This window comes from Cryptosporangium phraense (assembly GCF_006912135.1).
Taxonomy (GTDB): Bacteria; Actinomycetota; Actinomycetes; order Mycobacteriales; family Cryptosporangiaceae; genus Cryptosporangium; species Cryptosporangium phraense.
Genome location: NZ_VIRS01000018.1, coordinates 1 through 24,098 on the forward strand (window position 1 = coordinate 1; position 24,098 = coordinate 24,098).

27 protein-coding genes and 1 pseudogene are annotated in these 24,098 nt (G+C 72.9%); 12 read left to right on the plus strand and 16 right to left on the minus strand.

The genetic code is table 11. From position 1 onward, the window contains the following. Positions 1-362: 362 nt before the first annotated feature. From FL583_RS23865 to FL583_RS23875, 3 genes are all read left to right on the plus strand, one after another. The gene (locus FL583_RS23865) at positions 363-1,295 is read left to right on the plus strand and encodes an NADP-dependent oxidoreductase (RefSeq protein WP_142707047.1); all 933 of its coding nucleotides are present in this window, start codon (positions 363-365) and stop codon (positions 1,293-1,295) included. Positions 1,296-1,389: 94 nt separating this feature from the next. Further along, entirely contained in the window at positions 1,390-2,454 is a 1,065-nt protein-coding gene (locus FL583_RS23870) for a hypothetical protein (protein WP_142707048.1), read from the plus strand. Beyond that, entirely contained in the window at positions 2,436-3,107 is a 672-nt protein-coding gene (locus FL583_RS23875; protein ID WP_142707049.1) for an alpha/beta fold hydrolase, read from the plus strand. Before FL583_RS23870 ends, FL583_RS23875 begins: the two co-directional genes overlap by 19 nt. A gap of 21 nt (positions 3,108-3,128) precedes the next feature. Here FL583_RS23875 and FL583_RS23880 read toward each other — a convergent pair whose 3' ends face one another. Both FL583_RS23880 and FL583_RS23885 read right to left on the minus strand, forming a co-directional pair. Continuing rightward, on the minus strand, positions 3,129-3,635 hold the full coding sequence (locus tag FL583_RS23880; protein WP_142707050.1) for an RNA polymerase sigma factor: 507 nt from the start codon (positions 3,633-3,635) through the stop codon (positions 3,129-3,131). Next, positions 3,632-4,402 (minus strand): hypothetical protein, encoded by a 771-nt coding sequence (locus tag FL583_RS23885; protein WP_142707051.1) that lies wholly within the window; start codon positions 4,400-4,402, stop codon positions 3,632-3,634. The genes FL583_RS23880 and FL583_RS23885 overlap by 4 nt, the downstream gene beginning before the upstream one ends. A 115-nt stretch (positions 4,403-4,517) precedes the next feature. On the opposite strand from FL583_RS23885, the gene FL583_RS41085 reads away from it, so the two are divergent. Both FL583_RS41085 and FL583_RS23895 read left to right on the plus strand, forming a co-directional pair. Continuing rightward, positions 4,518-5,945: a class I SAM-dependent methyltransferase gene (locus tag FL583_RS41085; RefSeq protein WP_205752404.1), complete on the plus strand. Its 1,428-nt coding sequence runs from the start codon at positions 4,518-4,520 to the stop codon at positions 5,943-5,945. A 9-nt stretch (positions 5,946-5,954) separates the two neighbouring features. Continuing rightward, the gene (locus FL583_RS23895; RefSeq protein ID WP_142707052.1) at positions 5,955-6,542 is read left to right on the plus strand and encodes a GNAT family N-acetyltransferase; all 588 of its coding nucleotides are present in this window, start codon (positions 5,955-5,957) and stop codon (positions 6,540-6,542) included. On the opposite strand, the gene FL583_RS23900 is transcribed toward FL583_RS23895, so the two are convergent. Beyond that, positions 6,526-7,206 carry a TioE family transcriptional regulator gene (locus tag FL583_RS23900; RefSeq protein ID WP_240746781.1) on the minus strand — a complete coding sequence of 227 codons (681 nt, stop codon included), beginning with the start codon at positions 7,204-7,206 and terminating at the stop codon, positions 6,526-6,528. The genes FL583_RS23895 and FL583_RS23900 overlap by 17 nt on opposite strands. A gap of 100 nt (positions 7,207-7,306) precedes the next feature. Here FL583_RS23900 and FL583_RS23905 point away from each other — a divergent pair, with 100 nt between their 5' ends. After that, positions 7,307-8,914: a DUF6194 family protein gene (locus FL583_RS23905; RefSeq protein ID WP_142707054.1), complete on the plus strand. Its 1,608-nt coding sequence runs from the start codon at positions 7,307-7,309 to the stop codon at positions 8,912-8,914. Here the strand turns inward: FL583_RS23905 and FL583_RS23910 are convergent. The 6 genes from FL583_RS23910 to FL583_RS23935 all read right to left on the minus strand — a co-directional run bounded on the left by FL583_RS23910 (position 8,911) and on the right by FL583_RS23935 (position 13,969). After that, the gene (locus FL583_RS23910; RefSeq protein WP_142707055.1) at positions 8,911-9,441 is read right to left on the minus strand and encodes a signal peptidase I; all 531 of its coding nucleotides are present in this window, start codon (positions 9,439-9,441) and stop codon (positions 8,911-8,913) included. The two genes, FL583_RS23905 and FL583_RS23910, sit on opposite strands and share 4 nt — an antisense overlap. Continuing rightward, positions 9,438-10,988, minus strand: coding sequence for a LamG domain-containing protein (locus FL583_RS23915; protein ID WP_142707056.1), 1,551 nt, complete (start codon positions 10,986-10,988; stop codon positions 9,438-9,440). The genes FL583_RS23910 and FL583_RS23915 overlap by 4 nt, the downstream gene beginning before the upstream one ends. A gap of 45 nt (positions 10,989-11,033) precedes the next feature. Continuing rightward, positions 11,034-11,612 carry a hypothetical protein gene (locus FL583_RS23920; RefSeq protein ID WP_205752405.1) on the minus strand — a complete coding sequence of 193 codons (579 nt, stop codon included), beginning with the start codon at positions 11,610-11,612 and terminating at the stop codon, positions 11,034-11,036. Positions 11,613-11,777: 165 nt separating this feature from the next. Next, a complete protein-coding gene (locus FL583_RS23925; protein WP_142707057.1) occupies positions 11,778-12,656 on the minus strand; it encodes a LysR family transcriptional regulator in 879 nt (292 codons plus the stop codon). A gap of 21 nt (positions 12,657-12,677) precedes the next feature. Continuing rightward, a complete protein-coding gene (locus tag FL583_RS23930) occupies positions 12,678-12,968 on the minus strand; it encodes a hypothetical protein (RefSeq protein WP_142707058.1) in 291 nt (96 codons plus the stop codon). 29 nt (positions 12,969-12,997) lie between these two features. Further along, complete coding sequence (locus FL583_RS23935; protein WP_142707059.1) at positions 12,998-13,969, minus strand: EamA family transporter; 972 nt, start codon at positions 13,967-13,969, stop codon at positions 12,998-13,000. 38 nt (positions 13,970-14,007) lie between these two features. Between FL583_RS23935 and FL583_RS23940 the strand changes: the two genes are divergently transcribed. Continuing rightward, positions 14,008-14,547 carry a CGNR zinc finger domain-containing protein gene (locus FL583_RS23940; RefSeq protein WP_142707060.1) on the plus strand — a complete coding sequence of 180 codons (540 nt, stop codon included), beginning with the start codon at positions 14,008-14,010 and terminating at the stop codon, positions 14,545-14,547. Positions 14,548-14,584: 37 nt separating this feature from the next. Here the strand turns inward: FL583_RS23940 and FL583_RS23945 are convergent, their stop codons facing one another. Continuing rightward, complete coding sequence (locus FL583_RS23945) at positions 14,585-15,334, minus strand: DUF1932 domain-containing protein (protein WP_142707061.1); 750 nt, start codon at positions 15,332-15,334, stop codon at positions 14,585-14,587. Next, on the minus strand, positions 15,331-16,002 hold the full coding sequence (locus tag FL583_RS23950; protein ID WP_142707062.1) for a TetR/AcrR family transcriptional regulator: 672 nt from the start codon (positions 16,000-16,002) through the stop codon (positions 15,331-15,333). The genes FL583_RS23945 and FL583_RS23950 overlap by 4 nt, the downstream gene beginning before the upstream one ends. Positions 16,003-16,073: 71 nt before the next feature. Between FL583_RS23950 and FL583_RS23955 the strand changes: the two genes are divergently transcribed. Genes FL583_RS23955 through FL583_RS23965 form a run of 3 tightly spaced genes read left to right on the plus strand, consistent with a single transcriptional unit; the run spans position 16,074 to position 18,059 of the window. Beyond that, complete coding sequence (locus FL583_RS23955; RefSeq protein WP_142707226.1) at positions 16,074-17,144, plus strand: FAD-dependent oxidoreductase; 1,071 nt, start codon at positions 16,074-16,076, stop codon at positions 17,142-17,144. 10 nt (positions 17,145-17,154) lie between these two features. Continuing rightward, positions 17,155-17,664 (plus strand): GNAT family N-acetyltransferase, encoded by a 510-nt coding sequence (locus FL583_RS23960; RefSeq protein ID WP_142707063.1) that lies wholly within the window; start codon positions 17,155-17,157, stop codon positions 17,662-17,664. A 2-nt stretch (positions 17,665-17,666) separates the two neighbouring features. After that, positions 17,667-18,059: a nuclear transport factor 2 family protein gene (locus FL583_RS23965; protein ID WP_142707064.1), complete on the plus strand. Its 393-nt coding sequence runs from the start codon at positions 17,667-17,669 to the stop codon at positions 18,057-18,059. Here FL583_RS23965 and FL583_RS23970 read toward each other — a convergent pair. Further along, positions 18,034-18,519, minus strand: coding sequence for a TetR/AcrR family transcriptional regulator (locus tag FL583_RS23970; RefSeq protein ID WP_142707065.1), 486 nt, complete (start codon positions 18,517-18,519; stop codon positions 18,034-18,036). The two genes, FL583_RS23965 and FL583_RS23970, sit on opposite strands and share 26 nt — an antisense overlap. Positions 18,520-18,580: 61 nt before the next feature. Here FL583_RS23970 and FL583_RS23975 point away from each other — a divergent pair, with 61 nt between their 5' ends. Then, the gene (locus FL583_RS23975) at positions 18,581-19,150 is read left to right on the plus strand and encodes a GNAT family N-acetyltransferase (protein ID WP_142707066.1); all 570 of its coding nucleotides are present in this window, start codon (positions 18,581-18,583) and stop codon (positions 19,148-19,150) included. Here FL583_RS23975 and FL583_RS23980 read toward each other — a convergent pair. Further along, positions 19,137-19,538 carry a hypothetical protein gene (locus FL583_RS23980; RefSeq protein ID WP_142707067.1) on the minus strand — a complete coding sequence of 134 codons (402 nt, stop codon included), beginning with the start codon at positions 19,536-19,538 and terminating at the stop codon, positions 19,137-19,139. The two genes, FL583_RS23975 and FL583_RS23980, sit on opposite strands and share 14 nt — an antisense overlap. 227 nt (positions 19,539-19,765) lie before the next feature. Between FL583_RS23980 and FL583_RS23985 the strand changes: the two genes are divergently transcribed. Continuing rightward, on the plus strand, positions 19,766-22,534 hold the full coding sequence (locus FL583_RS23985) for a helix-turn-helix transcriptional regulator (protein WP_142707068.1): 2,769 nt from the start codon (positions 19,766-19,768) through the stop codon (positions 22,532-22,534). A 91-nt stretch (positions 22,535-22,625) separates the two neighbouring features. Here the strand turns inward: FL583_RS23985 and FL583_RS23990 are convergent. The 3 genes and pseudogenes from FL583_RS23990 to FL583_RS24000 form a co-directional block, all read right to left on the minus strand. Then, a pseudogene (locus FL583_RS23990) lies at positions 22,626-22,931 on the minus strand (NAD(P)-dependent oxidoreductase); the annotation flags it as partial. Next, complete coding sequence (locus FL583_RS23995) at positions 22,928-23,413, minus strand: inositol monophosphatase family protein (RefSeq protein WP_142707070.1); 486 nt, start codon at positions 23,411-23,413, stop codon at positions 22,928-22,930. The pseudogene FL583_RS23990 and the gene FL583_RS23995, both read right to left, overlap by 4 nt. A gap of 17 nt (positions 23,414-23,430) precedes the next feature. Beyond that, positions 23,431-24,066 carry a TMEM175 family protein gene (locus tag FL583_RS24000; RefSeq protein ID WP_142707071.1) on the minus strand — a complete coding sequence of 212 codons (636 nt, stop codon included), beginning with the start codon at positions 24,064-24,066 and terminating at the stop codon, positions 23,431-23,433. Between the last annotated feature and the right edge of the window lie 32 nt (positions 24,067-24,098).

A 24,098-nucleotide genomic window follows, 5' to 3' on the forward strand; every position in this document is an offset into this window, starting at 1 on the left:
GCGTGGGCTGCTGCACCTCGCGTGGCGCGGGCTGCGGGGCGTCGCAGGCCGCGGGCCGCGGGGCGTCGCATGGGGCGGGCTGCGAAGCGTTGCAGGCCGCAGGGCGCGGGGTGTCGCGTGGGGCGGGTTGCTGCACCTCGCGTGGGGCGGGCTGCGGGGTGTCGCGGGTCGCGTGGCGCGGGGTGTCGCGTGGGGCGGGTTGCTGCACCTCGCGTGGGGCGGGCTGCGGCGCCACGTCCCGCGGGGCGTCGGCGGTCTCGGGCGAGGTGGGGCGCGGGGCGTCGGGGGGCAACCGAGGCAGATCTGGGCGGGGGTGTCTCGGTTCCGGGTGGGGCACGGTTCTCGTTCCTAGCGTCGACGCCATGAAGGCACTGCAATTCGCCGGGTACGGCGAACCGAACGTCCTCGTCGTCGCCGATGTTCCGGAGCCGCACGCCGGACCCGGGGAGATCCGGATCGCGGTCCGCGCGGCCGGGGTCTCGCCCGGCGACGCGGCGATCCGCTCCGGGGCCTGGCGGGACCGCGTCCCGCTGACGCTGCCGTACGTCGTCGGCCTGGACGCGGCCGGGGTCGTCGACGAGGTCGGGGACGGCGTGGACGACGTCCGGGTCGGCGACCCGGTGTTCGGGCTGCGGTTCCGGGGCGGGACCACGGCCGAGCACGCGCTGCTGGACGCCTGGGCGCCCAAGCCGGCCGGGATGACCTGGGAACAGGCAGGGGGCGCGGCCGGCAGCATCGAGACCGCCGTCCGCGCCCTCGACGCCCTCGGGATCGAGGCCGGGCGGAGGGCGCCGATCGACGGCGCGGACGGGCGCACGGTGCTGATCGACGGCGCGGCCGGGGGCGTCGGGGCGATCGCGGTGCAGATCGCGGTGGCCCGCGGAGCCCGGGTCATCGGCACGGCCAGCCCGGCGAACCACGCGTTCCTGGCCGGCCTCGGCGCGATCCCGATCGAGTACGGCCCGGGCCTTCCCGACCGGGTGGAGCTCCCGATCGACGCCGCTCTCGACGTGGCCGGCCACGGATCGATCGCGGAGCTCGTCCGCCTCACCGGCGACCCGGACGCGGTCCTCACGCTGATCGACCCCCGCGCCGGCGAGCACGGCGTCCGGCTGTCGCGCTTCGACCCGACCGCCGACCTGCGCGGCGCGCTGCGCTACGGCGCCGGCCTCGTCGACGTCGGCCGGCTCGTCGCCCACCTGGCCGACGTCTACCGAATGACGGAGGGGGCAGCCGCGCACGCGCGGGTCGCGACCGGGCACGCGCGCGGGAAAGTGGTGCTGACCGTGCCGTGACCGATCGACCTTGGTCGATCGGGGGTCGACCCCCGGCCGCGGCCCGGGAACGCCGTCCGGCCGAACGATGGTCCTACCGACCTTAGGAGGACCGATGTTCGTGCCCGTGGCCGCGCTCTGGGTGCTGGCGCCGTACGCGGCCGAGTGCTCCTGGGGCGGGTTCGCGCTGACCGACTACCCGGCGGTGATCCTGTTCCTCGGGCCGCTGTACGGCGGGGCGGCGGTGCTGATCCGGGAGACGGTCCGGCGGATCGGCGGTGGCTGGCCGGCGATCGTGCTGCTGGCGGCGGCGTTCGGGGTCTACATGGCCGGGCTGGTCGACCAGTCGTTGTTCAATCTGGACTATCTCGACGACACCGAGTTCGCCGGGATGATGGATGATCCGCGGGACACGCTCGTGCCGTGGGTCGGGGTGAGCCTCGGAGATGCGCTGAACTTCGTCGGGAATCACGTCGCGCTGAGCATGTGTGCGCCGATCGCGGTGATCGAGTCGTTCGTTCGGCCCGCGCGGCGGACCGAGCCGTGGCTCGGGCGGTGGGGGCTGGGGGTCGTGTTCGTGCTGTTCGTGCTGGGCAGCCTGCTGATTCATGCCGACGCGGCCAAGGGGTTCGGCGCGGCTCCGCATCAGCTGGGAATCGCGGTCGTGACGGCGGGAGCGCTGGTCGCGGCCGCACTGCTGATCGGCCGCCGTACCGCTGGGCGCGCGGCGGCCCTCGACGGTGACGCGGTGCTCGACGGCCCGGCGGCCCTCGACGGCGACGGGAACGGGGACGGCGACGGGGACGGGGCCGGGCAGCGGCGGGCGCCGGGGGCGGTCTGGGTCGGGGTCGTCACGCTGGCCGCGGCCGCGTGTCCGGGCCTCGCCCCCGGATGGGCCGGCCCGGCGATCTACGTCGCCGCGATCGTGACCGCGTCGGTGATCGTCGTGCGGTGGTCCCGGCGCCCCGGATGGGGGCAGCAGCACGTGCTGGCGGCCTGGTCCGGCCCCCTGGTGCTGGCCGCCGGCACCGCGTACCTGGTCCCGAACTACGCTCCGGCCTCCCCGGCCCAGGCCCTCGTCGGCGACCTGGCGATCACCGTCATCACGCTCAGCCTGGTCATCGGCGCCGCGATCGCGGCCCGGCCTGCAAAGATCGGGGTATGGCGACGTTCGGGTTGATCCCTGGGGCGGGCGGGCAGGCCTGGTACTGGCATCGGGTGGTGCCGCTGCTCGAGGCGGCCGGCCACCGCGCCGTTGCGGTCGACCTCCCAGCGTCCGACGACTCGGCCGGGCTGAACGACTACGCCGACGCCGTGGTGGACGCGCTCGGCGGCCATGACGACCTGGTGCTGGTCGCCCAGTCGATGGGCGGCCTCACCGCGCCGCTCGTCGCCGCGCGGATCCCGGTCACGCGGCTGATCCTCGTCAACGCGATGGTCCCGACGCCGGGCGAGACCGGCGGGGAGTGGTGGACCGCCACCGGGCAGGACCGCGCCCAGCGCGAGAACGACCAGCGCGACGGCCGCGACCCGGACGCGCCGTTCGACCCGCTCGTCTACTTCCTGCACGACACCCCGGACGACGTCACCCGGGAGGCGATGAAGGGGGCTCCGGAGCAGTCCGGCACCCCATTCGGTGAGCCCTGGCCGCTGGCGGCCTGGCCCGACATTCCGACCCGCGTGCTGGTCGGCCGCGACGACCGGCTGTTCCCGGCCGACTTCCAGGTCCGGACGGCACGCGAGCGACTCGGTCTCGACGCCGAGCTCCTCGACGGCGGCCACCTGGTAGCCCTCAGCCGCCCCGAGGACCTCACGGCCCTGCTACTTCACTGACGCCCGCGCTCCGCGGGCAGCTCAGACGGCTGACCGGTCCGGTGCCTCGGACTCGAGCGCGGCCCGTAACCGCGCCCGGGCCCGGTGCAGGCGGGTCCGGACCGTCCCCGGGCTCAGGTCGAGGATCGCGCCGATCTCGACCGAGTTGAACTGCTCCCACGCGGTCATCGTCACGATGGCCCGGTCGACGTCCGAGAGCCGCGCCAGCGCCGACTCCAGCCCCTCCGAGTCCAGATCGGACTCCGGCGCCCGGAACCGCCCCAGCGCCGCGGTCAGCTCGTCGACCAGCCGCACCCGGCGGCGTCGGCTCCGGGCGTGATTGGCCAGCGTGTGGTACGCGACGCCGAACAGCCACGGGCGCTCGGCGTCGCCGTCCGGGATGTCGTCGATCCGGCGCCAGGCCGTCGTGAACACGTCCGAGAGCGCGTCGGCGGCGTCGGCCGGCTGGGCGCACCGACGCAACAGGAAGGCCAGCATCGGCGCCCGGTGCTCCCGGTAGAGCCGCTCGAACCGCGCGGAGTCGCTCATCGGCCCTGCCGATCCGCGTCGGTGAGGTACCCGGGCGCGAAGACGGAGGGTTCCGGAGACGGCGTCGGCCCGGTCGCCGCGCCACACATGATCCCGTGGAGGTACCGGAACCCGGCCACGTCGCCGATCCGGACGGCCTTGGCGGCCCGCTGCTCCCAGTCGGTTCCGTTGTCGCTGGCCTGCTTCAGGCCCTCCCAGTCCGGGATCTCGTCCAGTACCTTCCGGGCCGCCGCCTGCTGGGCCGCGTCGTGCCGGTCGTACCCGTCCAGCCAGTACTTCTGCCACTGGCAGGACGCATCGTTGGCCACGTCCCACCGCAGGGTGCGCTCCTGGAACTCGTACGGTCCGTGGTCCGCGATGGCTTTTTCGTTGAGCCACAGCACGTGCGAGTAGTCCCCGCCCGGAGGCAGCGGATAGTCCCGACCCAGCTTCTCCACCAGCGCCGGGAACTCCGGCGAGTCGGCCCGCAGGAACTCGCTGGTGTCGTTCTCGGTCTTGCCGGGCAGCCCGAACTCACCGGTGTGCAGTCCGATGAAGTCGGCCGCCGCGGGCGCTCCGACCGCCAGCGCCACCGCCAACGCGGCCGACGCGGCAACCACCGTGCCCCGGCGACGCGGCCGCCGCGGCGACGTGGCTTCCCCGGCCACGATGCGGTCCCCCAGCGCGTCGAGCGCCGCGGTGATCTCCGGGGTGTCGAGCGCGTCGACGCCCGGTCCGGCGTGCTCGGCGAGCAGCCGGTCGAGGTCGTCGGGCGGTCGCTGCGGCATCGGTGCTCCTTCGGGTCGGTCGACACCCCTTCCTGTCCGGATCGGACCCCGAGCGTTACACGTTCGCCGCCGGATCGGTCCGAAGAACGGACCCGTGAGCCCTAGGCTCCGGCCCATGCCGGGCGATCCGTCGGACATCCGCGCCTCGTACGACCGGGTCGCCCGCGCGTACGCCGACGACCTCTACGACGAGTTGGACGCCAAGCCGGCCGACCGGGCGCTGCTGAACGCGTTTCTGGAACTGGCCGGCGACGGGCCGGTCGCCGACGTCGGCTGCGGCCCCGGCCAGGTCACGAGCTACCTCGCCCGGAGCCACCCGGACGTCGTCGGTATCGACCTCTCGCCCGCGATGATCGCCGAGGCCCGTCGCCGCGCGCCGGACGTCCGCTTCGTCGTCGGGTCGATGACCGACCTGCCGACGCCCACCGACGCGCTGGCCGGCGTCGTCGCGTTCTACTCGCTGATCCACCTGACCGTCGCGCAGCGACGGACCGCCTACCGGGAGTTCTCCCGGGTCCTGACGCCCGGCGGTCAGCTGCTGTTGGCCTTCCACGTGGACGACGCGCGGGTGAACACCGGCGGGGTGCGACATCTCAGCCAGTGGTTCGGCTCGCCGGTCGACCTCGACTTCCACTTCCTCGACCCGGACGCCGTCGCCGCCGAGCTGGCCGCGGCCGGGTTCACGGTCGTGTCGAGCACGATCCGGGGGCCGGGCGAGGGCGAATACCCGAGCCGACGCTGCTACCTGCTGGCCCGCAACCGGCCGGATCCGGCCGCACCGGCGGTCACCAGCGTCCGGCCGCCGGCCCGTCGCCGGTCCCGCACTTCCCGCCTGCTGACCACGCTGATCCCGCTGCTGCTCGTGGTCGCCTGCTGCTGCGGAGGCTGCGAGAAGCTCACCGGCCTGCCCAGTTCGAAGCTGTTCGTCGCCGCGCGGCCGGACGTCGACGGGAAAGCTTTCACGACGGCCCGCCACGACGCCGAACGACGGCTCCAGCGGGCGCTGGCCGTGCCCGCGCCGCCGGGCGCGGAGCAGGTGGCCGAGACCCATCAGGCGACCTGCTATCCCGGCTCGCACGGGATCAAGCACAACGACGAGTTCGACAACCTCTGCCTGGAGCGGATCACCACCTTCTACAGCATCCGTGGCTCGACGCTGGCCGCCGCCACCGAGGCGATGCACCAGCATCTGCGGGACGCGGGCTGGCAGGTCCGGCGTCCGGTGCGCACGGCCGGACAGGGGCTGCTCGACCCGGACGTGCGGGTCGTCCGGCCCGAGGACAGCGGCACCCCCCGCTCGGCGATAGCCGCCACCTACTACCGGGGGTCCGACGAGGTGGCGATCACGTTCGGGCCCGATGACGGCGAGTTCCTGTCGCAGGCGATGACCGCGCAGTCGGTCACCGGCTGGATGCTCTTCGATCCGTACTGGTCGGACGAGGCGCGGCTCGACCAGGTCGCGCTCTGGCGCAAGCTCGACGCCGCCGGCGGCGACGCCGCCATCGCGATCACGGCCCAGCGCGAGTTCTTCCGCAACGGTTAGATCGCAGGAATGGAGATCTTCCTCGAGACCGAGCGGTTGATCCTGCGTCGCTTCACTCAGGACGACGTCGATCTGATCTACCAGCTGAACGCCGATCCGGAGGTCACCCGGTTCATCACCGGTGGCATCCCGACGCCGTACGCGGTGGTGCGCGACGAGGTGCTGCCGTACTGGAAGTCGCTGTACGAGCAGTACGAGGGGTTCGGGTACTTCGCGGCGATCGACAAAGCGACCGGCGAGTTCCTGGGCTGGTTCCTGTTCCGGCCGAACAAGAAGCCCCAGCGGGCCGACGGGTCGGTCCGCGACGGGATCGAGCTCGGCTACCGCCTGCGCCGGGTCGCCTGGGGCCACGGCTACGCGACCGAGGGCTCCCGGGCGCTGATCGCGAAGGGCTTCACGTCGCTCGGGGTGGAGCGGGTCTACGCCGAGGCGATGACCGTGCACGGCGCGTCCCGTCGGGTGATGGAGAAGGCCGGCCTGCGGTTCGTCGCCCCCCGCCGGGACGACTGGCCGGAGCAGGTCCCGGGCGACGAACACGGCGACGTCGAGTACGCGCTGACCAAGGCGGAGTGGGAGCGGGCTACGTCGCCCGGATGAACCGCAGATAGTCGTCGAGGCGGGCGGCGGCGGTGAGCATGGCCCGGGCTCGGGCGGTGAGCCGCTCCCGCCAGCCGGCCAGCGACTCGACCAGCGGCTCGACCCCGCCCGCGGTGCGGACCTGGGCGACGACCGGCGCGATGTGCCCGAGCAGGTAGCCGCCCCGCCGGAGCAGGTGCGCCAGCTCGGCGTCCCGGATGTCGTCGGCGTCGTAGAGGCGGTACCCGGTGACCCGCTCCCGCCGGGGCGTCAGGATGCCGGCCCGTTCCCATTTGCGCAGCGTCGCCGGGGTGACGCCGAGCCGCCTGGCGACCGCGCTGATCGGCAGCGCCCGCGGCTCCACCGGGGCGGCCGCGGTGAGCACCCCGACGGCCGCCTCGACCGCGTCCAGCGTCTCCCGATCTCGCAGGAGCTGGGCGTGGCTGCGATCGACGGCGCGCAGAGCGACGTCCAGATCGTCGTCGTCGACCGCGCGCATGATCTCGCCCGCGGTCGCGTACCCGTGGGCGGGGAGTTGGGCGAGGAACGCGCGCAGCGCGATCCGGTGCCGTTCGGTGTAGGTCCGGTGGCCAGTCGCGGTCCGGCCGGCGGCCGGAATCAGGCCCTGCCGCTCGTAGTTCCGGACCGCCTGGGCCGACAGCCCGTGCTCCCGTGCGAGGTCCACCGGCCGGAAGGCGTGTACTCCCGTTTGAGGTTTTCGGACGTCTTTCACGGCACCATTTCACCAAATCCTCAATCGCTGGTTCAAAGATACGGTTCAAGCCATGGACACTCTGCTCTCGTCGTCCCCGGAGCTGGTCGCGCTGGGTGAGCCGACGCACGGTGAACAGGAATTCCTGCGGCGGCGCAACGCGCTCTTCGCCGACCTGGTCGAGAACCACGGGTTCCGGTCGATCGCCATCGAGTCCGACCGGGTCGCCGGGCTCGCGGTCGACGACTACGTCCGCGGTGGGGCCGGCACGCTGGAGTCCGCGATGGAGACCGGCTTCACCCACAACTTCGGACGCTTCGCCGCCAACCGCGAACTCGTCGAGTGGATGCGGGACCACCCCGAGCCGCTGGCTTTCCACGGCTTCGACGCGCCGACCGAGAACACCGAGGCGCCCAGCCCGCGACGCTTCCTGACCGCGGTATGCGAGTACGTGGCCCCGTCGGCCTGGGCCGAGATCGACGACCTGCTCGGCGACGACGAGCCGTGGGACGAGGTGCTGGAGGCCGAGCGTTCGATCGGCGGGTCGCCCCGGGCGGTCGCGCTGCGCGGGCGGGCCGAGGACCTGCTGTCGATGCTCTACGAGCGGGCGCCGGGGCTGGTCGCGGGGTCGTCGCTCGCAGTCTGGCGGCGGATGGAGGTGCTCGCGAAGGCCGCGGTCGGGATGTTGCGGTACCACGCGGAGGTCGCGCGGCCCGGGCCGGACCGTATCGCCCGGCTGCTCTCGGTGCGCGACGCCTGGATGGCGCGGAACCTGCTCGACATCCGGCTGATCGAGGCCGATCGCGGGCCGACGCTGGTGTTCGCGAACAACCGGCACGTCCAGAAGTACCCGGGCCGGATCGACGTCGGCGGCACGGAAGCCGAGTGGGCCGGCGCCGGCGCGATCCTGTCGACGCTGCTCGGGTCGCGGTACGTCGTGATCACCGGGTCGCTGGGGGAGAGCGGGGTGGCCGAGGTGAGGGCGCCGGCGGCCGGAACGTACGAGGCCGAGCTGGCCGACGGGCTGACCGTGCGGCCGGTGCTCGACGCGGTGCAGCGCGCGGACGGCTCGTACCGGTACTTCCCGCTGGCCGCGGAGGATCTGGCGACGACCGACGCGGTGCTGCACGTGGCCCACGGAACCGCGGTGGCCGCGCCGCTGCCGGTGGGGGACCTGCCGGTCGGGCCGTCGGCCGACGAGCTGGCGGAGTGGATCGGGTCGCTGCCCGGGGTGGGGACGGTGGTGGCGACCGAGGAGATGGGGGCACCGCAGAACAACTGGGGGAACTCGTTCTTCTCGATGACCGGGGACGAGTACCACCCGTTCGCGACGATCGTGCTGCAGGACATGGCCGGGTTCGACGAGGAGTCGGCGCTCGGGCGGGCCGGGGTGTACCGGGTGAACGTGCACGCCGGGCGGGACGCGTTCGGGGCGCTGTTCGGGTTCGCGCCGCGCGAGCTGGCCGAGCGGCGGGGGGAGTTCGACTACTCGGCGCTGGACGTGCTGCTGCCGCACCCGGTGTACGGAGCGCAGGGCTGGGTGTGCGTGCTCAACCCGAGCGCCGAGCGGATGCCCGCGGTGATGAAGCTGGTCGGCGACGCGCGCCACGCGGCCGCCGCCCGGACGGCCCGCCGCGCCGAGGCCGGACCGCCGGCCGGTTCCGGCGGGGTCACGGGCTAGGTGTCGGACGACGGTCCGGCGCCGGCTCGCGTCGGCGTCGGTGGGCGGGTGCGGACGGCGTAGCCGGCGGCCAGGGTGAGCGCGGTCCAGCCGGCGAAGAGCCAGAACTCGCCCTGCCGCAGCCACAGGAACGGCCGCCCGATCAGCGGGACCACGAGCCGCGCCTGGCCCCGCACGGCGGTCACCGGAACCGGCGTCGAGTCCGGGGCCGGGTTGGCGTCGCCCTTGGTGCGCAGCCGCCCGTCGGCGGTTCGTCCGACCAGGCGGTGGGCCAGTTCGCGGCCGCGGTCGGCCGGGTCGGTGAAGATGACGATCCGGCCGGTCGGCAGCTCGCGGACCTCCCGGGCGTCGAGCGGGCTGACCACGACCAGGTCCCCGGGCCGGATCGACGGCGCCATCGACCCACTGACGATCAGCGCCGGACGGGTGCCGAGCGCGAGCGAGACCCCGGCCCAGCACATCAGCGACGCCATCGCGCTCAGGTAGGCGATCGCGGCGAACCGCGCGGCGGTGGTCCAGCCGGTCATCGGGGCGCCGCGTTGTAGTGCAGGGCGATCCGCTCGGGGGCCAGCTCGGTCGGGTAGATCGCGACCTCGTCGATCGTCGCGGCGAGGTGCTGGTAGGTCGGGGTGTACGAGGTGCCCCAGTCGTCGACCTGCGAATAGCTGATGCACCAGGCGCCGCTGCCGGTCGTCCCGGTGGTCACGCTCGCGTTCGAGGCGGCGAGCGACCCGTCGACGAACAGCCGGAGCCCGTAGGTCGGGCCGACGCTGCCGACCGCGTGGTGCCAGGCGCCGTCGTTGTACTTGGCGGTCGTCCCGATGCTCGGATACGGGATGCTCGCGCCGGACGGGTAGACGCCGAACCGGAGCGTGCCGGACGTCGTGAGCCAGAGATCCCGGTCCTTCCGGTTGGAGCAGTTCGTCTGGGCGGCCAGCCCGACCAGCACGCCGCCGAACTGCGTCGTGGTCTTGAACCAGGTCTCGACCGTCGTCGCACCGCTGACCGAGGTGAGCAGCGGCCCGGACGCGTGCCCGTAGTACCCGGCGAACCGGACGGCCGCGTCCGAGCCGGTGACCGGACCGGTCAGCGCGCCGGTCGCGCCGGCCCGGGCCTGGGGGTCGATGCGGTACTCACCGGGCAGGCCGTTGGGCCCGGCGTCCGCCGCGGTCTGCCCCTCGGCGTCGTTGAGCCGCCAGTAGAAGCGGGGGACGTCGGCCAGCACCGCGCTCGGGTAGGACGTCCCGGCGGTGTAGTGGGCGGTGACCCGGGTGGCGCTCAGCGCGCTCTGGTAGACGGCGGCCTCGTCGAGCGTTCCGGTGAGGTAGTCGCCGTAGGTGCCGGGCCAGGTGGTTCCGGACGCGTCGCCGCCGACCCGCCAGTACGACGGGCTGATCGCGGTGAGCGTCCCGACGCCGGTCGTCGGGGTCTGGGCGACGCCGTCGACGTACAGGATCATCGTGCCGGAGCTGTAGGTGGCCACCGCGTGGTGCCAGTTGCCGTCGTTCACCGCGGTGGCCGAGACCACGGTCTTCTTGACCGTCGAGCCGACCGCCCCGGTGGAGAGCCCGAACACCAGCCGGCCGGCCGGGGCGCTCGACTGGATCGCCAGCAGCCGGAGGAGGTAGCTCGAGTCGTTCTTGACGTTGTTGCCCAGCGACATCAGCACGCCGCTGGCCGCTGTCGTGTTGAACCAGACTTCCATCGTGAAGACGCTGGTCGGGCTGGCCGCGGCGGGCATCGCGACCTGGTTGGTGTTCGTCGCGGTGAACGCGACCGCGGTGTTCGAGCTTCCGCCGACCGGCGCGCCGGGCCGGCCGAAGTTCGTGGCCGTCGCCGTGTTCACCGAGTACGTGCCGGTCCGGCCGTTGCCGGACGAGTCGGTGAGCGTCGTGCCGCCGGCCGCCTCGGACAGCCGGTAGTAGGCCGACGGGCTGTCCCGCAGGACCTCACCCGGGTAGGTGAGGAACGTCGCCGTGGACTTGAACGCGTTGCCGGTGTTGTCGGTCGTGTTCCAGCCGCCGGCGGTCGGCGTCGCGGCCACCCCGACCAGCGCCGCCCAGGCGACGAGCACGGCGGCACCGTGGAAGCGTTTCCGGTGGCCGTCCGTGCTCGCTCCTCAGCTGTGGGCTTCCCAGATGAAGTCGGCCGAGGCGGTCGAGCTCTGCTGGGTGTTCGGCGTCGAGGGGCTAAGCGTGTACGTGATCCGGTACGTGCGGGTCTGCGCCGCGCCGGTGGGCGTCCAGGAACCTACGCCGGACGCGAAATCGGTGGCTGACGTGCCGAAACCCTGGACCGTGCCGTTGTAGATCAGGTTGCCGCTGAATCCCAGGCAGGAGTTGAACGACCCGCCGTTGCCCTCCTCGATCTGGAGGTTGACGTACTGGGCCAGCGAGCCCGACTGGGTACCGCGCATCTTGACGCTCGCGGTCTGGCTCGCTCCGTACGTGACCTTGATGCACTTCGTGCCGGTGTCGCCGGGGGAGAGGTTGAGCGCGGTGAACATCGCCGACCCGGTGTCGTCGTCGGTCAGCGCGACGCTGCCGGACGTCCAGGAGTTGCCCGGGTTGGTGACGACGGCGGTGAACGCCGCCTCGGTCGACGTCCAGACCAGCGCGCCGCTGCCGAGCAGGCCGGCCACGACGGCGAGAGCCCCCAGTGAGGGGGCCTTCGAGCTCGCTGCCTGCAGAAACGTCATCCGAGTCCTTTGGTCCGATTGGTTACCAATTGACTCGGCAGGAACGGCTGTGATCTGAGGCGCGTCAGCGCTTGTGCCGCTCCAGCACCCCGATAGCAACGATCGCGACGGCTCCCGATCGAGAAGGCCCGCGCGACGCTGGCCACGTCGTCGCCCGGGTCGCGTCTAGATGAGCGCCAGGGCCGCTCGCAGCGCGTCCGCACAGTGACCACGGAGCCAGGAATGAGCGGGATCGCTGTCGTACCGCCGGTGCCACGACAGGACGACCGGCGCAGCCGGGAGGTCGAGGTCGAGCGGATGCGCGCGGACGCCGAACGCGGCCCGGACGGGCGCGGACAGCCGCTCGGCCACCACGACGACCGCGCTCCCGGACCCGACCAGCGCGATCGCGCTCGCGACGGTGGGCATCGTGGCCACCACCCGGCGGCGGAGCCCGCGCTCGGCGAGCCGCTCGTCGAGGCCGTCCCGGGTACGCCCGCGGCGGGAGATCAGGACGTGATCGGCGGCGGCGAACCGTTCGAGGGTGAGCGGGGCCGGGTCCCGGGACACCACGATCAGCCGGTCTTCCCCGACGACCTGGTGGTTGATCTCCGGCGCCGGAACGGCCGAGCCGAGCTCCAGATCGACGTGTCCGCGGGCCAGGTCGGGCGTGTCGACCGGGGCCTCGGCCAGGAACCGGACCGTCACGCCGGGCGCCTCGGTGGCCGCGGCCAGCACCTGTGGGGCGACCGCGCCGACCAGCGCGTCGTGGCCCTGGATCGTGAACGTGCGCCGCAGGGTGGCCAGGTCCAGGGCCTGGGTCGGGGTGAGCACCTCACCGGCCCGCTGCACCAGCGTCCGTACCTCGTCGCGCAGGGCCAGCGCGCGAGGGGTGGGCGTCATCGTGCGGCCGGTGCGGACCAGGATGTCGTCGCCGGTGGCCTTACGGATGCGGGTCAGCGTCCGGCTCATCGCGGGCGCCGACAGGTGCAGGCGGTCGGCCGCGGCCTGGACGCTGTTCTCCTCGAGGAGTGCGTCGAGTGCGGTGAGGAGGTTGAGGTCCACGCGGTGCAGGGTAAGCGGGACTCAATCCCAGAGCGCCAGCTGGCGCGGGCCGGTGCCGACGACCGTGCTGTACTGGCCGCTCTGCAGGCAGCGGGCACAGGTGACCGCGTCGTCGGTGGGCACCAGCGCGTCGAGCTCGAAGCCGGCCACGCCGACCCGGCAGGCCGGCGCCGGTACCCGGATCTCACCCAGCCAGCGTTCGGGGTGCACGGCATGGACGACCGACGAGCCTCGGACCCGCCCGTTACGCCCGGCGAACTTCTCGACGACGCTAGCCGCGACGCTCGCGAACGCCTCCACGACCGTAGTCATGCTCCGTGTGTACCACCGGGGTCCGACAACTAGGCGGAAACGAGGGCCGGATCGGGCTCCCGCGTAGCGTCCGCCTGGGTGTCGGTGGCCCGGACGACCGCCACCCCGACCAGGACGACCAGCCCACCGACCAGCTGCGGAACACTCGGCACCTGGCCGACCAGCAGCGCGGCGAAGAGCACCGCGAACAGCACCTCGGTGAGCCCGACGAACGAGGCGACGGTCGCGCCGAGCAGGCGCGCAGCGCCGACCCCGGTGCTGTACGAGAGCGCGGCCGCGATCACCGAGAGGCCGAGCACGGGGACGAGCCAGCTGACCTGCTGGCCGAACAGCTCGACCGAGACGTTTGTCGCGTGCATCGGCAGCACTCCGACCAGCGCGAACGCCCCGAACGTGAGCGCCCCGACGACCATGCCGCTCCAGGCCACGACCAGCGGCGGGAGCGCGTCGTCGGTGCGCGACGAGATGACGAAGTACGTCGCCAGCCCGGTGCCGGCGAGCAGCCCCCAGATGACGCCGACCAGGTCCAGCCCCCCGGACGGGTTCAGGACGAGCACCAGACCGCCGATCGCCGTCACCACCCCGGCCAGCGTGAGCCAGCGCGGGCGGCGCCGGGTGCGGGCCCAGACGTAGAGCACGACGAGCACGATGCCCATGTACTCGAGCAGCAGCGCGACGCCCACGTCGAGCCGTTCGACCGCGTTGAAGAAGAACAGCTGGCACCCGGCGACGGCGAGGATGCCGTAGAGCGCGACCGTGCCGAGCTTCGCGCGGAGCAGGCGCCAGCGGCCGCGCATCTGGAGCAGCGCGGGCGGGGTGAGGACCAGTGCGGCCAGCGAGATCCGGATCGTGACGACGGCGCCGGAGCTCCAGCCCTGCGAGAGCAGCGAGTCGGCGAAGCTCCCGGCGGTGCCGAACGAGGCCGCCGACACCAGCGCCAGACCGAGCCCGATCGCCCCACGGTGCTTTGTCGCGTAAGACCCAACCGCCGTTACACTCATGACGCCGACCGTAGGAGCTCCCGCCGTAAGGAGTCAAGATGCTTTTTGCTCATGACACCGAGGCGTCGCTGGCGGCGGCGGCCGAGCTGGTGAACACCGCTCACGAGACCCCGGACGGGCTACGGACCCCGGCCGACGTCGTCGCGTTCGTGGATCGGTGGAGCTACACCGGCCGGGTGGCCGGGGATGCCGAGGAGCTGGCCGCCGTCCGGGCGGTGCGGCCCCGGCTCGAGCGCCTGTGGCACGCCGACCGCGACGAGGTCGTCGAACTCACCAACGCGATGCTGCGCGAGACCCGCGCGTTGCCGCAGCTCGTGCGGCACGACACCTGGGATTACCACCTGCACGCGGTGCCGCCCGAGGCGGACCTCGCGGTGCGGATCCTGGTGGAGACCGGGATGGCGATGGTGGATGTGGTGCGGCTCGAGGAGCTGGGCCGGATGCGGATCTGTGCCGCCGAGGACTGCGACGACGTGCTGATCGACCTGTCGAAGAACCGGAGCAGGCGGTTCTGCGACAACGGCTGTGGCAACCGGACGAACGTGGCCGCGTATCGGGCCCGAAAGGCCGGTGGCTAGGCCCGGTGTCGCCGGGCGCGAGCGTGGCCGGGTGGCCTCAGGCCCAGCGGGCGAAGAGGGTGGCGGCGGTGGCGGCGAAGTCGGGGTCGAGGCCGGCTTCGGTGCAGGCGTCGGCGATCTCCTCCATCTCCGGCGCCCAGCGCCAGGCCTTGGGCCCGACCGAGGCCAGGGCCCGCGGGTCCGCGACCGGCGTCCCGGGCAGCGCGTCCGCGGTGATCGTCCGCAGTTCGGCCAGCACCCCGTGTGCCTCGGCCAGCGCGTTCGCCTGCGCGGCGAGCGCGTACGAGATCTTGTTGTACGACGCGAACGCCAACTTCAATGCGGACGCCTGCCCGACCGGCCCGTCGAGCACCAAGGTGCGCACCGACGTCCCGGCGAAGACCTCGGCGACCCCGCTGGCGCCCGGCCCGGACAGACACAGCGTGGTGGTGCCCGCCCCACCCGGCGGCGGCCCGATGATCCCGCCGTCGACGACCCGCGCGGTCGGCAGTACCGAAGCGATCTCCCGAGCCCGGGCCGGGCTGATCGCGTTGGCGTCCACGTAGACCCCGTCGAACCCGGTGGCGGCCACGTCGCGGGCCACGCCCCCGGCGAAGGCCGGCGGGCAGATGCTCAGGATCAGGTCGCACCGGTCGGCCAGTTCGGCCAGATCGCGAGCCGGATGGAAGCCCGCCGCCCGCTCCCGGGTGGCCGCACTCCGCCCGGCGGGAACCCACCAGACGTCGGGAGCCAACTCCCGCCCGATCGCCGCCCCCATGGCCCCCGGATGCAACACCCCAACCGTCATCCACCGACCGTACGGGCTCTGATGCCGGCCAGGACGAACTCCAGGCCAGTCGCGAACGTGGCGTCGGGGTCTTCGTCCGGGCCGCTCGTGATCACATGCGCCAACGTCGGATACCGGTCCAGGACCCCGGTCAAATACGGCGCCACCGACCGGCGCCACTCGTCTTCGCTCTGCCCACTGACCCGAGCCGCCCGCCCCTCCGCCACTTCCTGCCGCACCGCACCGATCGCGTACGCGGACACGGCCCCTACGGCCCGCCAGGCGGACGCCGGGTCGTCGGCTCCCCCGACGGCCGCGAGCGTCGCGTCCAGGTTCGCCAGCGCGTTCGGGCCGATCTGCGGCCGCCCGCCCATCAGGTCCGCGAACCACTCGTGCCGCCGGACGGCGTCCCGGATCGCCAGTGCCCGGTCGCGCAGGGCGTCCGCACCGGGCGGGGGCATCTCGCCGTAGACCTCGTCGACCATCAGGTCGAGGAGTTCCTCTTTGGTCGCGATGTAGCCGTACAGCCGCATCGGCCCGGCGCCGAGCGCGGCCCCGACCTTGCGCAACGACACCGCGTCGAGCCCCTCGGTGTCGGCCAGGTCGATCGCCGCCCGGACGATCGACGCCCGGCTCAGCGGCGTCGGCGCCGGCCGGCTCGGGGGTTCGGGTCGCTCCCACACCAACATGGAAACAGGCTACGCCGTCCACCCCAATACACTGTATTGTAAAAATACAACGTATCGAAGGAGGCATGACCATGCGCATCGCGATCATCGGCGGCGGCCCCGGCGGCCTGACCCTCGCCCGCACCCTCCACGTCCTCGGCCTGGAGTCGACGGTCTACGAACGCGACCCGTCCCGCGACGCCCGCGGTCAGGGCGGCATGCTCGACCTGCACACCGACACCGGCCAGCGCGCACTCCGGGTGGCCGGCCTGGAGGATCAGTTCCTCGTCCACGCCCGGCGCGAGGGCCAGGACTTCCGTCTGCTCGACGAGACCGGCACGCTCCTGCTCCGGGTCGACACCCCGGACGACGCCCCGCTGGCCCGGCCCGAGATCGACCGGTCGGACCTGCGTGACTTACTGCTCGACTCGCTCCCGGACGGAACGGTCCAGTGGGGCAAGGCCCTGACGACGGCCGGCGACGAACTCCTCTTCCACGACGGCACCGCCGCCGGCTACGACGTGCTGGTCGGCGCCGACGGCGCGAGGTCACGCGTCCGGCCGCTGCTCACGGACGCCGAGCCGGTCCCGGTCGGCGTCGAGCACGTCGAGCTCGGCATTCCGGACGTCGACCGGACGCACCCGCACCTGGCCGCGGTCCTCGGACGGGGCAACTACTGGGCGCTCGGCCCCGGTCAAGGGCTCGGGGCCCAGGTCAACGGCAGCGGACGCGTTCGCGTGTACCTGTCGTTCTACGAAGGCCACGACGTTCCACCGTTGACCAAGGACGCCCTGGCCCGGGCCTTCGACGGCTGGGGCCCGGACGCGCAGGACCTGATCCGGGCCTGCGACGACGAGATCGTGCGCCGGACGATCACGATGCTGCCGCCCGGCCTCACCTGGACGCCGAACCCCCGCGTCACGCTGATCGGCGACGCGGCCCACCTGTGCCCGCCGTCCGGCGAGGGCGCCAACCAGGCCATGCTCGACGCCTCCGAGCTCGCCCAGGCCCTGGCCGCGCAACCCGGCCGGCCGGACGAGGCGATCCGGGCGTACGAGGCGTCGATGTACCCGCGCAGCACCGCGGTCACGGAGGAGTCGCTCCGGATTCGCGACATGCTCCGGGCGGGCGCTCAGGAGACACTGCGATTCTTCGCGCGTTAACGTCAGCATCATGCCGGTACTCCTCGCGCCGACCGTCGCACTCCACGACAGCTGGCTCGAGGCGCGCACGGAGTGGAGCGACGACGAGTACCCGCACGGCAGCGGGCTGCGTCCGGAGTACGACGTGGACAGTCCGGCCGGCTTCGCGGCCTGGATCGACAGCCTGCACCGGCGGAACGACTACGACGTGCCCGCGACCTACTGGTGGATCGTCGAGGACGACGTCTACCTGGGGGCGATCGCCCTCCGGCACACGCTTACTCCGCCGCTCCTGCAGGTCGGTGGCCACATCGGCTACAACGTCCGCCCGTCGGCCCGCAATCGGGGCCTGGCCACCTGGGCGCTCGGGGCCGTCCTCGACGAGGCCCGGGCGATGGGGCTCAGCCGGGTGCTGATCACCTGCAAGACCAGCAATCTGGCGTCGGCCCGGGTGATCGAGCACCGGAGCGGAGTACTCGAAGACACCCGCATCACCGACGAAGGCCTCACCTACCGCTACTGGGTCGAACTGAAGGGCTGACAATGCACGCGTTCCGCCAGGCCGCCGAGGCCCGCGACACGGAGGCGATCGAGGCGCTGCTCGCCGACGACGTCGTGTTCACCAGCCCGGTCGCGTTCAAGCCGTACCCGGGCAAGGCGCTCACGCTGGCGATCCTCCGTGCCGTCCTGCGCGTCTTCGAGGACTTCCGGTACGTCCGCGAGTACGAGGGCACCGACGCGCACGACTCGGCGCTGATGTTCACGGCCACGGTCGACGGCAAGGCGCTGCAGGGCTGCGACTTCCTGCACACCGACGCCGACGGCCTGATCGACGAGCTCACCGTGATGGTGCGTCCGCTCTCGGCCGCCCACGCGCTCGCCGAGGCGATGAACGCTCAGTTCGACCAGATCACCCGCGAGGCGACGGCGAGCTGAAAGCCGCGATCAGCCGGGCCCAGGCGTCGTCCAGGTCGGCGTCGGCCGGGAACCGTCCGGCCAGTTCGAGGTCGACCAGGCCGTGCGCGGCCCCCCACACCACCCGGGCCAGCCCGTCGTCGCCTCCGAGCGCGTCGATCAGCGGGACCGCGGCCGTCTCGCACCGGAGCGGGCGGCGGGTCGCCAGCGCGTACAGGCGCGGGTGGTCCAGCGCCCACCGGCGGTAGGTGGCGGCCAGCGCGGCCAGGTCGCCGTCCGAGCCCTCGAGGGCCTCGGCCAGCAGCCGCAGCGCGCGGTCCTGCAGCGCCGCCTCGATCTCGGTCTTGTTCGCGATGTGCTTGTAGAGCGACGGCGCGCGCATCGAGAGCGCGGCGCCGAGCCGTCGCATCGTGAGGCCTTCGAATCCTTCGGCCTCGAGAATCTCCTCCGCCGCATCGACGACGTCGTCCCGCCGGCTCATCCGTTCTCCTCGTCAGGGCAGACTGTCCGGCGTCTCCGCTCCACGTCTGAAGGAGGTACCGGTGTTCGCGGTGGAACTCGGCGACGGTGCGCAGCTCCGTCCCCTCGAACCTCGACACGCGGACGAGTTCCTGCGGCACATGGATCGAGGGCGCGAGTTCATCGGGCGCTTCATCGGCCTCGCCGACGCCGTGAGCGACCCGGCGTCGAGCCGCGCGTTTCTCCGCTCGTACGCCGAGAAGGCCATGGCCGACAGCGGCCGCATCTACGGAATCTGGCTCGACGGCACCCTCGTCGGCGGTGTCCTGTTCCGAACGATGGACGTCGAGCAGGGCACCGCCGAGGCCGGCTGCTGGCTTGAACCGGCGGCGGTGGGACGCGGGCTGATCACCAGGGCCGCGCGTCGCATCATCGACTGGGTGATCGACGAGCGCGACATCCATCGGGTCGAGTGGCTGGTGTCGTCCGGGAACACGCCGAGCATCGCGGTCGCACGCCGGTTGGGGATGCAGCGCGACGGCGTTCTGCGTGGGGCCCGTCTGCACCGCGGGCAGCGCGCCGATCTCGAGGTCTGGTCGATCCTCGCTCCGGAGTGGCGCGCCGCCCGCGTCCTCCCGCCTACGAGCGGGTGATCACCGGGCATTCCACCTGGGAGCCGTAATCGCGGAGCGCGCCGCTGTAGACCCACCCGTTCACGCCCCTGTCGTGGTCCCGCAGGTACGTCCACCGCCCGGTCGGCGCGGTCGTGCTACAGAAGTAGATGAGCAGGTCGGCCGGGCTCACCACCGTGATCGCCGCGCACTCGGGCCCGGGCGCCACCCGCAGTTCGGCCGGCGCCGGGAAACGCACCCGGCTGCCGGGTTGCGGCGCCGTCGTGTTCGCGTAGGCCGGGACGCACCCGGTCACTCCGGTCGCGGCGGCGTCCGCCGCCTGCGCCTGCTGCGCTCCGAGGCCGACCACGGTGAGCGGTACGAACGCGGCCACTCCGACCGCTCCCGCCACCTTCCGTCCGACGTTCATTCACTGCTCCCTCTGTGTCACGGACCTACAAACAGACAATCTGGACGCACACCCGCGCGCAATGAGGGAATCGCCGATAGTCCGGCCAGGCCGACGGGATGAACGGCGGCAACTTCTCGGCGGCACCATGGCGCAGCTCACTAACCGGGTCTTTCCTGGCATAAGGGAAATCCCTTAGTTTTGCCTCGACCCCACCCAGCAATCCGAGTAGGTGCACGATTCCTACGGTGTCTCCGGACCGCCCCCGCCTGAGCGCAGACGTCGAGTTCGTCGGCCGCGACCGGGAACGCACGTCCCTCGAACAGCTCTTGGACGGCCTGCCCACGGCCGGCGGCGCCCTGCTCGTCCGCGGCGATCCGGGGGTCGGCAAGACGACGCTGCTGGACTACGCGGAACAGCTCGGCGCCCCGAAGTTCCCGGTGCTCCGGGTGCGTGGGGTCGAGACCGAGATGTCGCTCCCGTTCGCCGCGCTGGGCGAGCTCCTCCTGCCGCTCCGCCGCCACTTCGGCGCGGTACCGCGGGCCCAGCGGGAGAACCTCGAGGCGGCGCTGGCGCTCAGCGAGCGGACGCCCCGGTCGGGCGTGAACCCGTACGCGGTCTGCGTGGCGACGTTGAACGTGCTGGCGTCGGCGGCGAACCCCGATCCGCTGGTGATGCTCGTCGACGATCTGCAGTGGGTGGATCCCGACTCGGGCCAGGTCTTCCGGTTCCTGGCTCGCCGCGTAGCGTCCGACCGAATCGCGTTCGTGGCCGCGAGCCGCACCACCCTCGACGACCCCGGCGGATTCACCACGGTGGAGATGCGGGGCATGGACGAGGCCGAGTGCTCCGAGGTGCTCCGCAGCCGCGGGCTGGCCGTCGAGGCCGGCGTCCTGCCCGCGTTGATGTCGTTCTCGCGGGGCAACCCGCTGATCCTGCTCGAGTTCACCTCGCGGCTGAGCCCGGCGCAACGGCGGGGTGACCAGCCGCTGCCCCGGTCGCCGGCGGCCGGTCAGCGGGCCGAGGAGGGGTGGGCCGCGCGCCTGCGGGCGCTGCCGGAGCCGACGCACCGGGCGCTGGCGCTGGTCGCCGCGGCCCGGGAACCGACCATCGACGCGCTGGAGCAGGCGCTGACCGCGACCGGCCTGTCCCTGCACGACCTCACCCCGGCCGAGGAGGGCCGGCTGGTCACGATCGACGAGGACCGCTACGAGTTCGTGCACCCGATCCTGCGGAGCGTGGCGTTGCGGACGGTGACCGCGGCGGTCCGCCGGGGCGCGTACCGGGTCCTGGCCGAGGGGGCCACCGGCGCGGTCCGGGCCTGGTACCGGGCCAGCGCGGTGACCCGGCCGGACGAGGACGTGGCGGCCGGGCTGGTGACCGCCGCGGTCGAGGCCGGGCAGTGCGGTTCGTACCTGGCCGCGGCCCACGCCTGGCACCGCGCGGCCGAGCTGACCCCCGAATCCGAGCGCTCGGCCACCCGCCTGCTCGACGCGGCCCGGAACGCGCTGCTCGGTGGCGCCTGCGACGAGGCCGCGGCCTGGTGCCACCGGGCCCAGGCGGTGGCGACCGACCCGCGCCTGCGGGCCGACATCGCGCTGCTCCACGGGCAGGCGCTCACCTGGATGGGGCGGATCCGGGAGGCGCTGAGCCTGCTGGTCGCCGCGGCCGAGCTGGCCGCGCCGCTGGACACCACCCGGGCCGCCCTGCTCGCCGCCGCCGCGGTGGTACCGGCGCAGATGAGCGCCGAGCCGGTCGCGGCCGAACGGTCCGCCAGGCGAGCGATGGAGCTGAGCGGCGGCGACAGCAGCGCCCGGCTGGCCCTCTGTCAGGCGCTCTGCATGACCGATCGGAACGAGGAGGCGAACGTCGCGATCGACCGGATGATCGCCGAGCTCGCCCCGGCCGACCCGGCCACCGCGGCGATGGTGTTCGGCGGTGTCGCCCATGCGTCACTGGCGCTGGACCGGTTCGACGACTCCCAGCGACTGCTGCACCAGCTGCTCGACGGCGCCCGCCGCACCGGCGACCCGGCCGCGTACGCCTACGCGTTCGGCCTCCGCAGCGAGCTCGGGTGGCGGACCGGTCAGTGGTCGGCCGCCTATGCCGACGGGCTGGAGTCGCTCGCGAAAGCGGCCGCGCTGCGACACCGGGGCACCGAGGCGGTCGCGCACCTCGCCCTGGCCAAGGTCGACGCGGCCCGCGGCGACCACGCGACCTGCGAGCGGCGCGTCGCCGAGGCGTTCGAGTCCACCGACTTCTCCCACGTCCGGTCGATGCGGTTCCTGCGGGCCGGGGTGCTCGGCCTGAACAGCCTGAGCGCCGGAGCCTGCGCCGACGCCGCCGTGCACCTGGCCCACGCCCACGAGCTGTTCGTCCGGTGCGAGCTCGGAAACCTGAACACCGGCTGGTTCGCCGGCGAGCTGGTGGAGGCGCACGTCCGGGCCGGCAACCCGGCCGCGGCCCGGGACGCGATGGTCTGGATCGAGGGCTGTGCCCGCCGGACCGGGATGCTCTGGCAGATCGCGATCGCGGCGCGCGGCCGGGCCCTGGTCGCCGACGATCCGGACGAGATCGAGGCCGCGTTCCGCACCGCCCTCGACGCCCACGAGCGCCACCCGGCGCCGTTCGATCAGGCCCGGACGCTGCTCTGCCAGGGTGAATGGCTCCGGCGGGCGCGGCGCAAGGCCCAGTCGCGGGCCCCGCTGCTGGCCGCGCACCGGACGTTCTCGCAGCTGGGCGCCCGTCCGTGGGTCGAGCGCTGCGTGGCCGAGCTCGCGGCCAGCGGGCACGCGCCACCCGGCGACCAGCCGGCCGGCGGACTCGACCGGCTCAGCCCACAAGAGCTGCAGGTGGCCCGGATGGTGGCCGAGGGCCTGACGAACGCCGAAGTGGGAGCGGCGCTGTTCATCTCGGCCAAGACCGTGGAGGCGCACCTGACCCACGCCTACCGCAAGCTCGGCGTCCGCTCCCGGGCCGGCCTCACCCGGGTGGTCACCGAGTGCGGGCTGGACTAGGGCAGCGGTACCACGATCCGGCCGCCCGGCTCGGAACTCTCAGCCGCGTCGAGCATCGCGGCAGCGATCGTCGCCCGGCTCACCGACGCCGGGTGCCGAAGGCGCCGAGCCAGACGACCCGGGCCGGGCCGGCCGCCACCACCGCCCGAGCTCCCGCGGTCAGCACGCCGGGTGCGTCGGTGACGCCGAGCGCCGAGACGACGGTCTCCCGGCCGGCCAGGGCCTGCGCGATGCTCTCGGCGTCGAGCACGTCGGCGGCGACGCGGGTGAGCCGCGGGCCGTCCGGCAGGCGTTCCGGATGTCGCGAGATCGCGGTGACCTCGTGCCCGCGATCGAGCGCCTGCCGGGTCAGCTCGACGCCGACCGCTCCGGACGCGCCGAGGATCGTCAGGTTCATGCCAGCCATGCCAGCGCTGCCAGCACGGCCGCGTGCAGGCCGGACGCGACGACGAGCAGCGGGAACGTCGTCGGCACGGTGTTGCGGACGAGCAGCGCGCGGTCGGACAGGGCGGCGAACGTGCGGCCGAAGCGGGCGTGCACCTCGGGGGTGTTGCCGGCCTGGCTGGCGGTCACGATCGCCGCGTCCAGATCGGTCTTGGCCGACACCCGCAGCGGGCGGCCGTCGAGGAACGCGCCGCCGCCGCGCACGGCCGTGTAGGTGAGGTCGCCGATCGGCTGACGGACCACGGTCAGCTCGGGGACGCCGTCGTTGAGCAGCGTGATCGTGACCGCCCAGTCCGGCAGCCCGCGGACGAAGTTGACGGCCCCCTCGGCGCCGTCGACGACCCACCATTGGCCCGGCGGGACCTCGGCCCCGGTGTCCTCGTCGAACCACTGGACGCCGGGTAGTAAGTCGCGCACGACCTGAATCAAATGCATCCTTGCTAGGCCTAGAATTACCCAGATGCATTCGTGCGTCGGTGCCTCCAGCGGTTGACCAGGCGGGTCAGGACGCCGGTCAGCAGTAGCAGGAGTAACGCGCCCCAGTTGATCTGCTTCACCACGACCGCGATCAACGAGATCGCCACCAGCAGGAACGTGCTCACGGCCGACGGCACGATCCGGTCCCCGTAGGCCTCGACGTCGGCACCCTCCTTGAACAGCGCCGGCCGGCGGGCCAGGTAGGCGCTCAGCGCGGTCAGACACCCCGAGCTGATCACGAGCGTCACCAGGTAGAGCCCTCGTGCGCCGGGGTCCGTGTCGTAGATCTCGATCAGCGCCGTCGGGTACGGCAGAAAGACGATCGTCATCGCCCAGACCATCGTGATCCCGACCAGCACGCTGTCGTAGGACTCGATCGGCTCCAACAACCGGTGGTGCACGCGCCAGAACCGGAAGATCACGACGAAGCTGAGCACGAAGCTCCCGTACTTCGTGATCGCCTCGGTGCTCAGCACGAACTCGCTGAACGGCTCGTCAGACGTGAGGTTGGACGTCATCTCGACCAGCGGCAGGATCAGCAGCGTGACCGCGATGGCCACGATCGCGTCGATGAACGTCAGGTACCGATCGAGGCTGAGGGGTGTGCGCACCCGGCGAGCGTAGAACGTCGGATGCGCCGACC

Bases quoted from the DNA above. Each gene is read 5' to 3' on its own strand.
- FL583_RS23865 (WP_142707047.1), top strand. From the start codon at position 363: ATGAAGGCACTGCAATTCGCCGGGTACGGCGAACCGAACGTCCTCGTC.
- FL583_RS23870 (WP_142707048.1), top strand. From the start codon at position 1,390: ATGTTCGTGCCCGTGGCCGCGCTCTGGGTGCTGGCGCCGTACGCGGCC.
- FL583_RS23875 (WP_142707049.1), top strand. From the start codon at position 2,436: ATGGCGACGTTCGGGTTGATCCCTGGGGCGGGCGGGCAGGCCTGGTAC.
- FL583_RS23880 (WP_142707050.1), bottom strand. From the start codon at position 3,635: ATGAGCGACTCCGCGCGGTTCGAGCGGCTCTACCGGGAGCACCGGGCG.
- FL583_RS23885 (WP_142707051.1), bottom strand. From the start codon at position 4,402: ATGCCGCAGCGACCGCCCGACGACCTCGACCGGCTGCTCGCCGAGCAC.
- FL583_RS41085 (WP_205752404.1), top strand. From the start codon at position 4,518: ATGCCGGGCGATCCGTCGGACATCCGCGCCTCGTACGACCGGGTCGCC.
- FL583_RS23895 (WP_142707052.1), top strand. From the start codon at position 5,955: ATGGAGATCTTCCTCGAGACCGAGCGGTTGATCCTGCGTCGCTTCACT.
- FL583_RS23905 (WP_142707054.1), top strand. From the start codon at position 7,307: ATGGACACTCTGCTCTCGTCGTCCCCGGAGCTGGTCGCGCTGGGTGAG.
- FL583_RS23910 (WP_142707055.1), bottom strand. From the start codon at position 9,441: ATGACCGGCTGGACCACCGCCGCGCGGTTCGCCGCGATCGCCTACCTG.
- FL583_RS23920 (WP_205752405.1), bottom strand. From the start codon at position 11,612: ATGACGTTTCTGCAGGCAGCGAGCTCGAAGGCCCCCTCACTGGGGGCT.
- FL583_RS23930 (WP_142707058.1), bottom strand. From the start codon at position 12,968: ATGACTACGGTCGTGGAGGCGTTCGCGAGCGTCGCGGCTAGCGTCGTC.
- FL583_RS23935 (WP_142707059.1), bottom strand. From the start codon at position 13,969: ATGAGTGTAACGGCGGTTGGGTCTTACGCGACAAAGCACCGTGGGGCG.
- FL583_RS23940 (WP_142707060.1), top strand. From the start codon at position 14,008: ATGCTTTTTGCTCATGACACCGAGGCGTCGCTGGCGGCGGCGGCCGAG.
- FL583_RS23945 (WP_142707061.1), bottom strand. From the start codon at position 15,334: ATGACGGTTGGGGTGTTGCATCCGGGGGCCATGGGGGCGGCGATCGGG.
- FL583_RS23950 (WP_142707062.1), bottom strand. From the start codon at position 16,002: ATGTTGGTGTGGGAGCGACCCGAACCCCCGAGCCGGCCGGCGCCGACG.
- FL583_RS23955 (WP_142707226.1), top strand. From the start codon at position 16,074: ATGCGCATCGCGATCATCGGCGGCGGCCCCGGCGGCCTGACCCTCGCC.
- FL583_RS23960 (WP_142707063.1), top strand. From the start codon at position 17,155: ATGCCGGTACTCCTCGCGCCGACCGTCGCACTCCACGACAGCTGGCTC.
- FL583_RS23965 (WP_142707064.1), top strand. From the start codon at position 17,667: ATGCACGCGTTCCGCCAGGCCGCCGAGGCCCGCGACACGGAGGCGATC.
- FL583_RS23970 (WP_142707065.1), bottom strand. From the start codon at position 18,519: ATGAGCCGGCGGGACGACGTCGTCGATGCGGCGGAGGAGATTCTCGAG.
- FL583_RS23980 (WP_142707067.1), bottom strand. From the start codon at position 19,538: ATGAACGTCGGACGGAAGGTGGCGGGAGCGGTCGGAGTGGCCGCGTTC.
- FL583_RS23995 (WP_142707070.1), bottom strand. From the start codon at position 23,413: ATGCATTTGATTCAGGTCGTGCGCGACTTACTACCCGGCGTCCAGTGG.